The following is a 14,243-nucleotide window of genomic DNA, read 5'->3' on the forward strand; positions in this document are numbered from 1 at the left end:
CTTATTGAACGGCTTAACGTAAATCGCAGGGATGATCCGAGGCTCAAAACCCATCTTGCGCAAGGTGCGGCTGACAAAATGGGCGCTGAGGCAAGCCTCCATACCCACGATACAGCGCGGCAGCTGTTCAAAAGTCGCGACCAACGCTAGCCGCTTTATCTGCTTGCGCAGGACACGCTGTCCTGCCGGGTCGAAACCCACCAAATGAAATGTGTCTTTACCAATATCGATGCCAACAGACATCAGTTCATCAAATTCAATCTTCGCCATGCTACTTCTCCTATATGCAGGTGAAACTAAGCTCAGTCTAACCTGCTGGGTGAAGCAGCCGGTACATCCCATTAGCTGCCTTTCGCAACAATTTCGGGCGCTGCGGCGCAGCTTCCCCAGACCGGACATTCGTGCATTCTGCAGCAATTCAGCATGCCGAGTGGCTGCATCGCGGACAAAGTAGCCCTTTCAGTCGGAGCTCACTGCGAGGCGTTATTTACAAATTCTATTTCTGCACGGGTTGAAATCGTTTCCAACATTGAACGTATTTCGGAGGCGACATCGCCGTCAACGTCATACAAAATACGGAATGGGCTAGTGTCCTCGGAAAGACTCATCCGGCCAGTTTCGAAATCCACTACGATTGCGTCTTCGGCAATTTCGATCCGGTTGACTAGCTTATACCCACTATAGGCTTGATCATTGAATTCAAAGTAAATTCCATTCATGCCTAAATTTATGTCTTGCTGGCTAAGCTCACCCGCCAACTGAAAAATCACGTAATTCGCTGAACCGTCCACTGCATCACCAAAGGCAACCATCAAACAATCATCGTCCTTCGATGTCGTCGCAGATTGGAATTTTTGTTGGTGCATACGCGGGGTTCCCAGTGTTCGTGATGTTGACCAATTGTATTGTAAACCACTCGCATAGCCAATCATTGCATCGGTCAACATGGGCTCTCAACTGCCGTTCGCTGCGCATGCATCCTAAAAAGCACGTCAAAACCACTTTCGATGTCCACTCTGCGGGACTTTGCGGACCTTCAACGAATGTCCGCAAAGCAGTATGTTTAGCTTTATGCTGCCATCTCTATCTGGATTTCACCGTCATTTAGGAAGCACATTTTATCGAAAAGCGACAGATCGACGGAATTTGGCAATCGAATGTCATCAATGGTGGGCAGGCCACCTGAGGATAGCTCAAAAGTGCGGTCAATCTGTGAGATCATAACGACAATTGCCCCGTGTTCGGTGGCAAATTTCTTGAGCGCTCGGACTTGTTCATCAAGTGGAGGATTGCTTCGCCTTTGATCCAATAGCTGCAAATAATCTACAACCACCAATGCATCGTCAGGCGCACCGGCGAGGCGTTCGATAATGTGAGCCGCGCAGATATTGTCCGAGGTATCAACGACGACGGAACGGCTAGAATCCCTCGGGTTGAATCCAAGTTTTTCAAACCGATCCCAGACATCCGTTTCATTGTAATCCAAAGTGAAGACATAGCCTGTGCGATTGATTTTTTCAGCCAATGCAGTCAGTTCCAATCCCAGCAGAGTTTTACCGTGGCCTGGGCGCGCACCGATAAGTACCATATCGCCTGAACTCACCTGTCTCATGATTTCCATGGCAGGTGTCGACTTAGAGTAGTTAGACGCCAAGTGGCTCCAGTCTTTGAAGCCTTCTTTTGTAGCAATTTGGTTGAGGGCCTCGTGGAGCCTAATGTCGTTGTCGCGTGCCAGCAGTTTTGCCCGACGCTTTAGTTTGTAGATTGGTGATGACAGTATCATCTTGAACCTCCTCTTTCGAACAGTTTCCGCAATCCCTCCTTATGCGCATGCTCGAACAGAATGGGTTCGAAATGGTATCGCTCCGCATGTCGAATGCTGCCCCAGTGGAGGGGGGAGGCCCGAGCAAGGCCGTACACGTGCATTACACTGATTATTTGAAATACTCAATTAGGTTTCGGTCATTCGCTGCACTCTGACGAAAGTTCAAATTGGGCTCAATCCTGCCGTTAGCTGCATTTGCACTGGGTTGCAGTCCCGAGCGTCCGCTTTCTCCAAGTTCCTCATTTCAGTTTGCGGGTGCAGCGAATGTCAACAATCCGCCCCTTGTGTCGATCGACGTGAACGGCCCAGAGCGGACCTTCACCACTCCATCAAGATGCTGCAGTGCAGTTCGTCATTGCGGACATTTGAGCAAGAAATTTTCACTCAAGCTACGGTAAAATTGCTATCCAGTTCTTTACTGCCTCAATCAAAGCTTGGAACTTAATTGAGTTTAAGAGAAAATATCCTCCTGTCGCTCGAATGCCCCATTTGATAGTTTCATCGACTGCTAAATCAGCCTTTTTTCCAGCCCATCGAAGACAGATCCTCAAAGCCTGAATGAGCTTCTCCAACGCTGCCTTTATGAGTGACTTGTCCGGTTTTTTTGCTTGGGTTTGTTGCTCAATCTCATCAACGGCCGTCCAAGCGATTGTATGGCTCCTCTGCACGGCAGTCGGCCACTCAAATTCCACAGGAGGATTGTTGCCACCAATCCCAAGACGATTGTCCGCAGCCGTCTCGGCACGGTCTGTCGCCAGATCAGACAAAGACTGACGAACAGCGAATAGAGCCTCAATCTTTTCAATTTCCCGAGCAACGTGCGCAGCCCCCGATTGCCAATCCTGATCGGACAATGTCAAAGCAACCAAGCGGCTCAGTTCCCATGGCAAGGGCACGCCATCATGAATTGCCTCGAACCACCTTTGCCAGAATCCCCATACGCTTGGATCCGAGTCAAATAATTCGTTAAGGTTTGTGTAATCATCTAAGATATAAGCTGGACGCCGCCCAGCGCCCCACAAAGGGGGCCATTCTCTCGGAGACGCTACGTCCGCTGTAGCCAGTTTACTGGCGTGTTTACTACCTGCTAGCCATGCCAGTTCCCAGTAACCGCCCCCAAAGCCCACATCACGCTGGGGCTCTCCGATCTCGATGGCCCAAGTTATGGCGTTGCCAATGACGTTTTCACCAGATTCTGTCCTGATGGAATTCTTTGATGGCTGTTGATCTCCGTACAATACCTTCCCTTGACTTGGATAAGGCGAGGCGAGTAATAACTGATCATTGTGAATCTGTTGTGCCGAACCTTTATAGCCGACAGTACCAAACGCTAACTTTGCTGAATTTTTAGCGGCCCGCAGGTCAATGCTGCCTACAGTAGAAATTAGCAAGTGGTGCAATAGCCGCAACGTATTTCGTTCGTCGAAGGGCGCATCCCCAATCGCTGCGGGAAATGACCTCAAAGCCATGCGCGCCACAAACCAAATCCGAGTTTGTCGATCCTGTTGCGACAACCAAGATCTAGAGCCCTCTTCATCAACGATCTCAAACACTAAGCAATTCCCTTAAAAATTCAATTTACTTACATCTGAAAGTGCTCTGCAATCGGCCGACGGCAGACAGTATGAATGTCAGGCACATGATCTGCACAATCTGTATAGGTGGAACCAACAGGTACAAGAAACAACGATCAGTCGAACAATGGTCGCTTACTAGTCAGCGAATTTATTAGGTACGATCGTTGCAGATAGCTAGACGAGGAAGCGTAGTAAGCCTTTTCGCCAAGAAACGGGACACGCAAGCTGCCTTAGACAAAGGTAGGCTGTCGCCATTTTCATACAGATACCTGCTCTTTTGGAATACCCCCTCGAGATGTGTTAGCTCATCAGGGAGATCAGGCATGTCTGACAGGAGTTCAGTGCGGTGCTCATGCAAGGCCTTACCAAAAGAATTTGCCAAACTATGACCATCGTTTCGCCCAGAGCCGGGTGTGAGTAAAAACACTCCATGGCCAACATCTTTGGCAGTATCCGTTAGATAGAGTGACTTCAGAAAAAGTTCGATTGCATGACAACGTAAGTTAACAATGGGAATTGCATTGGCTCCTGAATTAGCCAGCACTTCGGCTGCCTCATAATAGCTGTATGCAAGGTCAAGTATCTGCACGTTGGGAAGTGCCGTCATTCTCATAAACCATTTTCCTTCGAAAATACGCTAACATCATACAAGCAGACTTTGGGATAATCGGCAGCATTTAGCAAGCATGGGCTCATTGCCGACCGTTGCTACATTTGCATAAGAGCACAAACAGTTTTTTGCCCTGAACGTCCGCTTTCTTCTGGCAGATTATCCTATTTCGCAATCGCAGCAAAAGTCCGTATTCCGCCCATTGTGTCGTACAACGCGAACGGCCAAAAGCCGACCATGGCGGCTTTTGGCCGTAAACGATGGCACCGAGCCCAAAGTTGCATTTTGAACCCCGATTGGTTCTCGAGAGACCAATTATCAGGATAGAAAATGTTGAATTGATCGTCAGAATATACTGGAGCAGTCGAAGGGTGATTAGCGACTTTTACGCAACGTCATCCAGTTTTCACTCCAGCATTCTCGACAGTGTGCAAACATTATGAACAAGTCTTTTAACATGTTGAAATTCAGAGGGTCTGAACGAGTATCCCTAATAAGAAACGAAAGAATTTTGACGAAACAATTAGAATAATGGGATTACAAATGAGACCTTTTCCAAGGACGACTGCCGCCATTTCGAAAAGTGTTACTTTCACTCTCGGAGCGCTGCTCATTGCCTCCCCTGTGAAGGCACAAGACAAGATACAAGACCCCGTGTTCTCCTCTCAGGTTTTCGAGTTTAACATCGGCATTGCCGCTCCACTGAATACGCTTCAAAACACCCTTACCCATCCAAACGATGGTGGTGCGACAATCCTCACTACGGACTCTTTGAATTTCGGAACCGGCGGCTATGCGAATATCAGCTATAGTCGTCCATGGGGCGATGCATCTCGTTTTTATATTGAATTATCGGGGACAAACGTCACTGGAAGCGAGACCACGATCATCGAAGGGAGCCAATCGTTCCCCGGCTCATACGATGATGGGTATCTATTGCCTGATGGTTGGACATATCAAAATGAGGTCGAAACCGACTTGACCCTTCTTAAAGCAGGGCGTGAGTGGGCATTGATCAACGGATGGCGCACAAGCGTTGGATTGCAAGCAGGACAGGTATCACAAAACCTAGAGACCCAGTCTTTCGATTTGGCGATGGTCAGCTCTAGACGGATTTCGGCAACCGCATCAAACAAAATGCTTGGCGCTTACGGCGGTATAAGCAATTACCATACCTTGAACGACACAACAGCGCTGCGCACCTCCGCAAACATAGGACTTATGGCGAACTCCTACGACTACTCCTACCTGACAATTAATAGCTTGGGGGATACCGATCAATCTATCGACGTTTCTGGTGACAGTACGGCCTATTCTGCCAATGTCTCGATCGCACTGGAACACCAAGTTACCCCCAATGGATATGTTACGTTTGAAATCGGAATGGATGGCCTATTTGGCGTCGTAAACGGGGCCGATACTTTCTTAGATCCTGCTGGTACGGCGACGACAGCACATATTGACCGCGATGATATCGTTTCGACTTACATATCGGTCGGTTATGCATTTCTGTTTTGAACGTGGGCCGAGAAAACAAACAATCAGCAGAATTCGGGCGGATGTGGTAGAGGTCAGTTTTGAACGTTGCGGGATGTCGGGAGAACGCATTCTCAGGATAGAATGAGCATAATTGATCGGCCCACAGCCGCCGTCCGTTTATTGTTTAAATGCTGCACTGCAGTTTTCGCATTGCGGCCGTTCATGCATCTTGGATGCATTTTTGACAGATGAATGTCGGTTAGGCGAGCAAAACCGTTATTAACTTTCGGCGAACCTCTCCGCCGCAAATTCTACTACACCTTCGGCGGTTCCGTCCGTAAACGAGGCTACGGTTATTGGGTCACGGGCGTCTGGAAAATGATAAACTGCGTTTACACTAAACGGTCCGCCACCGGAGTGCCCTACGGCCTTGCCAGCACCTTTCAATACTCCAGACATTAGGCCAAGCGCATAACCGCATTCTGTCCATGGACGATTTGGGATCGCGCCGCCAAGATACTGTGCGTCGAGCATCTGGCGCATGGTCTCTGGCTGTAACAGATCACCAGCCATAAGTGCGTGCAACAGTCGTGCAGCATCTGGTGCATTCCCGATCAGACATCCATGGTAGACCCACTTCGGATCGTATTCCGTCGCAGCCTCCCAATGTACTCGCCGAAACTGTTTGCGGGTTTCAGAAAGCTCAATACTGTTCAGGTTCAAAGGCTTACACACAATGTCATCAATGATATCAGCAAGTGGCTTTTGCGTCGTCGTCTCTATTAATTCAACGATGAACATGTAGCCTATGTTGGAATATGACCAACCTTGTGTCGGCTCAAACAGCATTCCGTTTGCAAATGCCACATCAAGGAGTTTTCTGCGTGTCCAAGGCATTTTCTTGGCTGCAACGGCGGAGTGATATTCAGTGAACTGGCCGTAGTCTGGAAGTCCAGATGTGTGCTTAAGAAGCTGGCGAAGCGTATAGGGCTCACCGTTTAGCGTGGCGTCCAGATCAAGCTTGCCGCTTTCAACCAACTTCAAGGCGCAGATTGCGATGACGGTTTTGGTAAAGCTCCAATACGGAAAACACGCCTCCGTCGAACCGGATGAACCTTCGCAGCCAGAGGCTGTAATCCAATAGGAATGAACTGTTTGAACGGCCATTTTGCTATTCTCTGGCATTGCCTTGGTCGTGTCAATTGGGGCTCTGCATCTGCCTTGCTGCAGTGCAGCAACTTGGTTGCAAGGCTAGAGCCAAGTGTGATATCCAACTTAACATCAAAAAGGTTTCATCGTTTGGAGGCTTGGCGTTGCAATGTGTGAACTATTTTAAATACTTCACATGTTTCATGGGGCTGCCGTTTGGTCATTTCGCTTTCTTTTCTGGGACTCAATCTGCGCATAAACTGGGGTGGTTTGGGCATGTTCCAAAAGGAGGGTTTTGGGAGCGATCTTGAAGGACCTCTATTCGTCAATCTGTTCGAGGAACTGTGTGACCGTCACCACAACATTCTGAGCGATTGGTAAATCTGGATCCGCATAAGCAGCGAGGTTAGCGGCTGTGTCATGTGACGAAACAGACTTCAACACATGGTTAACGTCCGGGACCAGAGAAAGAATGACCTCTGGCGCGGAATCCGCGAGCCTGCGGGCATCCGCCTCGCCCACTTGAAGGTCGCTCATACCCTGAACGATAAGGACGGGAACGCGGGTCTCTGCTATCAGTGCGGCAGGATCGTAGGCGAATGCGTCGATTAGATAGCCCTGCACTTCCGGTGCGAACAACGGCTGTAAGGCGGGGTTCAATGTGTTCGCATTAACCTGCTCGCCACGCTCCAAGGTAGTGATCGCCTCATCTGCCTCATTCAGGATCGGAGCATTGGCAGGATTGGCGTGCAGCTGTTCGCGAAGCACAGTTCCAAGCGGTCGTCCGGGAGTGCTGACCAATATCAGACCACACGGGTCGGGCAGGCGCGCTATGGCCGCCAGCACGACGAGACCACCTTCACTATGCCCAAGTGGCAAAACGCAACGCGTGCCGCCTTCAGTCGTTGGCAGTCGCTCCCTGATGGCCCGCGCCCAAGCGAGAACATCATCACCATAGGCCGTGATCGTCACCTCATTGGCGTCGGGAATAGCATCAGCCGAGCCGAACATGCCGCGCTTGTCGATGCGTACCGAAGGAATCCCCCGCTCGGCCAGTGCTTCAGCAAGGAGCGCGTAGGGCGCTGCCGAGATGCCGAGGGGAGAATTGCCGTCGCGATTAGTCGGTCCCGATCCAGGCACAATCAATACGACAGGCACTCCATCAGGGGGCGCGCCGTCGGCAACGGGCAAGCTCAGGGTGCCTCTGAGTAGGCCGTGAGGTCCGGGTGCGGTTAGTTCCTGCTGGATTGGCAGTCGTCTGTCTCCGTCTTCGTCATCCATCTGAGCAACTACGGATGAGGCTGAAATCATGCTGAAAGAGAAAGTCAGTATACGAATAACAGAACCCATAGATGACTTCACAATCGTTTCCTTCTAACATAATTACTGTGAGTGAACTTTCCACTTTTCACTAAACTCGTTCAAGGTGTATGCCTGAAAACTAGTGAGTTTACGCCCATTCAGGCCCTCCCCCAAACGACCGTTTGTTGAACGGTTCACCGAACCAGACATTGGCGTAACCGCAGCGAAGGCACGCTTCATCCTGTGTGGATGGCTCCCTTTTTGCAAGTCCTATTTTGTGATCGTCTTTTAGTCAGAAGCAGTCTTGTGTTCGACCTGTTAGCGCGCCGCACATGACCGCTAGCCCTGATGGTTTCCACCAACCAAGTCCTATTCCGCATATCGAACAGCAAGCGTTCTGGATAAAGCTCGGGGTGTCTTGATTTTAGAAAAATTCCGTTTGCCGGTCAGCACCGGCATTCACTGTTGGGTGCGTCATCCACATTGAAAGCTCCACCTGCTAAACCCATCATGCGGCGGCGACATGTCGACCGCGAAGACGCCCCTGCACCCAGCATACGAGATCTCAAACCTCAGGAACAAAGTGCAAGACCAGCTTTGAAAATCTACGTTGGAGCCTGAAAAGGTACCGCGATTGCTGGACTATGAGCGAAAGTACTTGCAAAAAACCATACGATTAGACGACCCCATTGCTGAGCTCCGTGCAAACCGCAGCGAATGCTTGCATCAGGGAAACAGAGGGAACCATCGATCAAAATGACCCCAGCCAGCTTTTATGATTTGAGCTGTTACGCACAAAATTGGGCGCAACGTTCCTGTGAAACAATCCCTGATTATCGAAAATCAGTTACTGCGCAGTAAAACCGCCATCGACCAAGTGGTAGCTACCAGTAATAAAGCTCGCTTGGTCAGACAGTAAAAAGCACGTCAGAGCAGATACCTCTTCGGCGGTCCCTAATCGATCAATAGGGTGCATGCCGACAATAGCACCCAACATGGCTTCGTCGAGGTTATTTTCCAAAAGGGGTGTGGCGATGAACCCTGGCCCAACTGCGTTCACACGAACACCCGACTTTGCGTATTCTAGCGCTGTTGCCTTTGTGAGGCCGACAACAGCGTGTTTCGCGGCGACATAGGCACCAGCAGTTGCGAAACCAACTGACCCTAAAATCGAAGCCATATTCACGATAGCGCTGCCGTCTGCTTTGACCATTTCAGGCAGGCCATAGCGCATACCATAAAAGACTCCGTTCAAATTGACGTCGATAACTTTGTGCCAACCATCAATTGGGTATTCACCCACTGGTTCCGCGGGGCCGCCGATACCTGCATTATTCACCAAAAGATGCAGTCCGCCGGTTTGTGCAACAGCAAATGCTACCAGCTTTTCTACATCAGCCGCGATGCTTGTATCTGTCTTACATTTGAAGGCTACACCACCGTTTTTTTCGATGTCAGAGGCAACCTTGTCCATGCCTGCGTCATCCAGATCCGCGAGCACAACTTTGGCGCCAAAGCGGGCAAGGTCGCGCGCGATTGCCGCACCAATGCCAGATGCTGCCCCAGTCACGATGGCGGTTTTGCTGTTAAAATCGAATTGCATAACGAACTCCTTTAAATGTGCCGACCGCATGTGCTTTGCAGACCAATGTTCGGCATAAATCGGTCCACATGATTCAACAGGCACCGCACGATGAAAGGTGCATCTTTATTGTTAAATGGCCTTTGAGCATTTTCTAACGATTTGAAGTACCCGACGGCATTGCACCTCTTTAAGTTACAGCAAGCACCGAAAGTGACATTGATCGAGGTCATCCTCACCTCAAGTTTGAGGCGAAAAATCTATTCCGCTTTGTCTAGCTCCAGCGACCTGCGGAGCTGTCGCACGAAAACAGCGCGCGCCTTGTCGTCGGCCGCAGAATGAAACCCATCCCTGACGGCATTGACCAATTCCGCAAGATCATTGTCCCAATCGGGGGACTTCGGCTTCTCGGGTTTGACGCGTGGTTTCTGGGTTGAAACGAGGGTCGGGCTACCTGTGGCCGACAAGACTATTTCGTCATCCAGCGCAGGCACCACAATCCGACTGACGTCAATTCCCAGCGCAACGACCTTATCGCGTAGCGCCACCATCTGATCCTCTTCACCATGTGTCAGGATCAGCGCCTTGCGGATCGGTTTACGCTCTGAAATCCAACTCGCTAATTCCGCGCCATCGGCATGGCCGGAATAAACGTCTAGTTTGCGGATCTTCGCGTTGACCTTAACGTCCTCGCCTTGGATCGTAACATGCTTCGCGCCTTCGCTAATCAGGCGCCCCATACTCCCTGTGGCCTGATGCCCGACAAACAGAACAGTAGCCTTCGACTGCCAAAGCCATTGTTTGAGGTGGTGTCTAATGCGGCCCGCATCGCACATACCACTCGCCGCAAGAATGATCGCCCCACCACTTATCTTTGAGATACGCTTGCTTTCATCCGTCGTTTCCGTCGGGTGAAGCTGCGGACTATTCAAAAGCTGCGGACTGACACTAAGGTTTTCCAAGTCCTCTGCATGTTTTTGAAAAACTCTGGTCACACGAATGGCCAGCGGAGAGTCGAGAAAGATTGGTGCTTTCGGAATTTCACCGGCATCTTGCAAAGCCAGAATATCAGTGACCAACTCCTGCGTCCGTTCGACTGCGAAAACTGGGATCAGCAACATGCCGTCGTCTGCCAGCGCTTTGGTGACTTCCGTTTGCAGCGCGGCGCGGCGTAGCGGGACAGATGTTTCTGGCCGCTCGCGATTTCCATAAGTTGATTCCGAGATAACATAATCAAAGTCGGCTGGCGCATCGGGGTCAGGGTGAAACAACTTGTTGTCGGGCCCGATGTCCCCCGAAAAAAGAAGACGCAGCGGCTGCTCTCCTTCTTGGTCGATTTCAATCTCGATTGATGCGGACCCGAGAATATGGCCCGCGTTCCAGTACCGTGCGCGCACATCAGGGCCAACTTGCACCCAGTCCACGTAGTCCAAGGCCACGATATGCGACAAACACGCCTCGGCGTCCTTGCGGGTGTAAATGGGCGCAACCTCGGCTTTGCCACGCCGTTGATTGCGACGATTGCGATGTTCCACTTCCATTTCTTGGATGTAACCGCTGTCGGGAAGCATGAACGTGAGCAAATCCCGCGTGCCTTCAGTGGCAAAAATTTTGCCTTTAAAGCCCGTCGACGTCAGTTTTGGCAGCAACCCAGAATGATCAATATGCGCATGGGTTTGTAGCACAAAATCGACATCTTCGGGCTGGAAAGGAAAAGGTTCATAGTTCAGCGCCCTGACTTTTTTAGGTCCTTGAAACAAACCACAATCGACCAAGAACGTACTTTGCTGGGTCGTCAAAAGGTAACAAGACCCAGTGACTTGCTTTGCCGCACCACAAAATTTTAATCTGATATCCGTCATTTGGCGTCCCCTTATCAGAGTGTTTTGGCCATGCGATGAACCAAGCATAAGACATCTTTTCTAGCGTTGACCTAGATCAACCTTAGAATCTGGACAAGGCAGGCATCTAGAAAACTTATGTGTTTCGAACCTGCTATGTTCACCTCAGCCCCGATCTTGGCGAAGACTTGGGCTGAGGACGAGTACTCCGTCGGAAACTTGTGACCAGACCACGTCCCCTAACTTGCTGGCTCTTTCTCTTTCTTTACATCTCGAACAATGGCAGTGCAGTAACCAGCGACCGGGATTTATGAATATTTCATCGGCAGCAAACGCGGCGGGACTAACTGTCAAAACGGTGCGTTATTACGCTGATATCGGCTTGGTCAAAGCCCCTGCACGGTCTGATGCAGGCTACCGCACCTACGATGATGCCTCTGTGTGCAAACTGGTTTTCATCCGCAGATCACGTGCCTTTGGTTTCTCCATTGAAGAATGCCGCGAACTTTTAGGACTATATCAAGACCAAACCCGAACAAGCGCCGAAGTCAAACGCATCGCGTCAAAACGTTTGGAAGACATCGAAATCAAACAACGCGAATTACAATCCTTGCACGACGAATTGGCCCGCTTGGTGACGTCATGTCGTGGCGATCATCGACCAGATTGCCCGATTATTAGCTATTTGGGGTAACAGCTGCTCTACGGTGGTGACGCTAAAAACCTGCAGTTGGCTGCGCTATAAGCTAATGTCCGGAACGGGCCGTTCGCGTCGATCGACACAACTGGCGGAGATGCTGCGAGGCCTTCCCTCCCACGCATCACCAACTATCGCGCAACCAGCATATCTCCCCCATCAGAACGCACACGAAGCCACCGGATCTAAAAGGGCATTTGAAAGTCAGTCCTTAGCTGACTTTCCCCCTGCGCGGCTTCAAAGATGCGGCGGCTGTTAGATCACACCTCACCCACCTCAATCGTAACGCACTGTATTTGCTAAACTTCCTCACACCCAACCCAAAACACCAACGCCCACCCCCATGCTTCGGATCACAAACCACCTCACCAAACGGCCCACACCCCACAATCTCGACTGAATTTTTCGTCGCTCGCAGAAAAAAATCTCCGCGTAAGGGAAGCACGGGTCTAGGGTCAAAAGCCTTCTGGACTTTTGACCCTCCCCCCCTGTTTGTGGAAATGCAGCTCTATTTGCTTGCTGTGGTCGATGCGCCGTAGCCCTGCATCCGGTCCAGAGCATCCCGCAGGGCCGCTCTCAGCGCGGCGCTGTTGCGCGAGCTGACCGTCCAATCATATTTGCGCAGCACTTCACTCATCGACAGGCCCAGCAAACACACGGCCCGCACCGCGTCCAAGTCAGAGATCATCTTGCACACGCGCCCTGCCCCGCGTTTTGACGGGCGGACCTTGCGCATGGGCATCGCCACGCCGCGACCGACTTTGCGTTCAAGCGCCTCGAACTCTTGGCGGGCTGCCAGTCGCAGAACAACGGCATCCACGCCACCGCCACCACCCGAGACGCGCTCGCCATAAGATGTGCCGCGCAGGTCACCGCTTTGAAGTCCTTCATGCAACCCCGCATAGTGGCGTGCCATCGACACCTGCCCCGCGTTGAACGGTTCCTCAAACACGGCCTCCTTGTTCTTGGCTTTGACCTTGGCGTGGGCGTTGAGCGCCTGCGCGCGCATCATGTCGAACACATCGCAGCGATGCATCACAGACCGCTTTTGCCAGCCCGCGTGTTGGTACTTGTCCGTTGTGCCTGGCACGAGCTCTCTCGGATTGCTGATCCGCACAGCGCCGCGTGCTGGCGCGTTTGGCACTTCAGGCCCACATTGCGCAGGCGCAGCCCCAGCGGCCTTGATCTTGGCGACACGGTCGGTCTCAGCGCGCAACCGTGCGGTGCCGTCGCTGCCAACCACAATCACCGCATTGCCTGTTTGCGTCTTCAAAGTTCTTTCCATCAACATCTCGCCACCCTGCCCTCTGTTCATTGTCTTGCTCATTGCGTTTGCCTCAAACTGTGCCCGCGTCGGACGCGTCACTTTTTGCCAAACCTTCGCATTTGCGCATCGCCGCGATGCGTTTGTCGCGCCAGCCGGCATCGATGACCGAGACGCTTTCCGCCCGTGCCAGTCGCCGCTCAATGCTGTGCTGGCGATCCCGCGCGCCCTTGGCGCTTTCCAAAATGCGCTTCAAGGCGAACTCAGTCGGCCAGCGCCGCGACTTGCGCAGGTCCACCAGCAGTTCCGGCGCCCAATCATCGCGCACAGCCCCCTTGCCCAGCTCATGGGCAAACACCGCGCGGATCAAAGGCGAGTTGCTTTCATCAGGGCGTTGGATCACAGCCGCCCATTCCAGCATCTTGTTTGCGATCGGGAACCGGTCTTTGTCTTTGCCACTGGGGCTGGCCGCCGCCTGCTCTTCCAGCGCCGCCAAGTTCACATCGCTCATATAGGCCAGCCGCGCGCACAGGTCTTGCACCATGTCCTCGAACTGATCTTTCGTCAGGCTCGCGGGCTTGGTCAGCCCGCGTCGCAGCAACGGCGTCACCAGCTGCTCTCTCACGCGCTTTTCGCCTGCGGCTTGTTCTGCACTGTTCATGTCTTCACCTGCCTTGTCTTAGCAATTCTGACTTATCCACAGCCTGTGCGCCTCAAATGGAGCGCAACTGCCAATGTCTTTTTCTTTATCTTTGTCTCTATCCCTATCGTGCAGGACACTTCGGAAGTGTCCAAAGACTGTCCGAAGACTGTCCGAAGACTGTCTTGAACTGTCCACTGGACACTTTCAGGACACTTCTGGGACAGTTTGAATTTGTGGCTTAAAGTCGTCGCATCCCGAGATCGAGCATGTGATC

12 protein-coding genes and 1 pseudogene are annotated in these 14,243 nt (G+C 51.6%); 2 read left to right on the forward strand and 11 right to left on the reverse strand.

Annotation, left to right across the window (positions count from 1 at the left end; translation table 11 throughout):
- The 5 genes and pseudogenes from BM025_RS18185 to BM025_RS18205 all read right to left on the reverse strand — a co-directional run.
- A pseudogene (locus BM025_RS18185) lies at positions 1 to 270 on the reverse strand (IS110 family transposase); the annotation flags it as partial.
- 200 nt (positions 271 to 470) lie between these two features.
- Positions 471 to 947, reverse strand: a complete 477-nt coding sequence (locus tag BM025_RS18190; RefSeq protein ID WP_085850844.1) for an Imm10 family immunity protein — start codon at positions 945 to 947, stop codon at positions 471 to 473.
- A 122-nt stretch (positions 948 to 1,069) separates the two neighbouring features.
- A complete protein-coding gene (locus BM025_RS18195) occupies positions 1,070 to 1,783 on the reverse strand; it encodes a DNA helicase (protein ID WP_085850843.1) in 714 nt (237 codons plus the stop codon).
- 431 nt (positions 1,784 to 2,214) lie between these two features.
- Positions 2,215 to 3,378 carry a hypothetical protein gene (locus BM025_RS18200; RefSeq protein WP_085850842.1) on the reverse strand — a complete coding sequence of 388 codons (1,164 nt, stop codon included), beginning with the start codon at positions 3,376 to 3,378 and terminating at the stop codon, positions 2,215 to 2,217.
- A 175-nt stretch (positions 3,379 to 3,553) separates the two neighbouring features.
- Positions 3,554 to 4,015, reverse strand: a complete 462-nt coding sequence (locus BM025_RS18205; protein ID WP_085850841.1) for a hypothetical protein — start codon at positions 4,013 to 4,015, stop codon at positions 3,554 to 3,556.
- Positions 4,016 to 4,555: 540 nt separating this feature from the next.
- Between BM025_RS18205 and BM025_RS18210 the strand changes: the two genes are divergently transcribed.
- A complete protein-coding gene (locus tag BM025_RS18210; RefSeq protein ID WP_085850840.1) occupies positions 4,556 to 5,530 on the forward strand; it encodes a BamA/TamA family outer membrane protein in 975 nt (324 codons plus the stop codon).
- A gap of 240 nt (positions 5,531 to 5,770) precedes the next feature.
- Here BM025_RS18210 and BM025_RS18215 read toward each other — a convergent pair whose 3' ends face one another.
- From BM025_RS18215 to BM025_RS18230, 4 genes are all read right to left on the reverse strand, one after another.
- Entirely contained in the window at positions 5,771 to 6,658 is an 888-nt protein-coding gene (locus BM025_RS18215) for a serine hydrolase domain-containing protein (protein ID WP_085850846.1), read from the reverse strand.
- A 300-nt stretch (positions 6,659 to 6,958) separates the two neighbouring features.
- A complete protein-coding gene (locus BM025_RS18220; RefSeq protein ID WP_244515907.1) occupies positions 6,959 to 7,990 on the reverse strand; it encodes an alpha/beta hydrolase in 1,032 nt (343 codons plus the stop codon).
- Between the two features lie 799 nt (positions 7,991 to 8,789).
- The gene (locus BM025_RS18225; RefSeq protein ID WP_085850839.1) at positions 8,790 to 9,545 is read right to left on the reverse strand and encodes an SDR family NAD(P)-dependent oxidoreductase; all 756 of its coding nucleotides are present in this window, start codon (positions 9,543 to 9,545) and stop codon (positions 8,790 to 8,792) included.
- Between the two features lie 239 nt (positions 9,546 to 9,784).
- Complete coding sequence (locus BM025_RS18230) at positions 9,785 to 11,386, reverse strand: MBL fold metallo-hydrolase RNA specificity domain-containing protein (protein ID WP_085850838.1); 1,602 nt, start codon at positions 11,384 to 11,386, stop codon at positions 9,785 to 9,787.
- 289 nt (positions 11,387 to 11,675) lie between these two features.
- On the opposite strand from BM025_RS18230, the gene cueR reads away from it, so the two are divergent.
- Entirely contained in the window at positions 11,676 to 12,059 is a 384-nt protein-coding gene (gene cueR, locus BM025_RS18235) for a Cu(I)-responsive transcriptional regulator (protein WP_085850837.1), read from the forward strand.
- Between the two features lie 511 nt (positions 12,060 to 12,570).
- On the opposite strand, the gene BM025_RS18240 is transcribed toward cueR, so the two are convergent.
- A complete protein-coding gene (locus BM025_RS18240) occupies positions 12,571 to 13,389 on the reverse strand; it encodes a hypothetical protein (protein WP_139204603.1) in 819 nt (272 codons plus the stop codon).
- A 10-nt stretch (positions 13,390 to 13,399) separates the two neighbouring features.
- Entirely contained in the window at positions 13,400 to 13,987 is a 588-nt protein-coding gene (locus BM025_RS18245) for a hypothetical protein (RefSeq protein ID WP_085850835.1), read from the reverse strand.
- Positions 13,988 to 14,243 lie beyond the last annotated feature (256 nt).

The sequence above is a fragment of the Pacificibacter marinus genome, assembly GCF_900109555.1.
Lineage (GTDB): Bacteria > Pseudomonadota > Alphaproteobacteria > Rhodobacterales > Rhodobacteraceae > Celeribacter > Celeribacter marinus_C.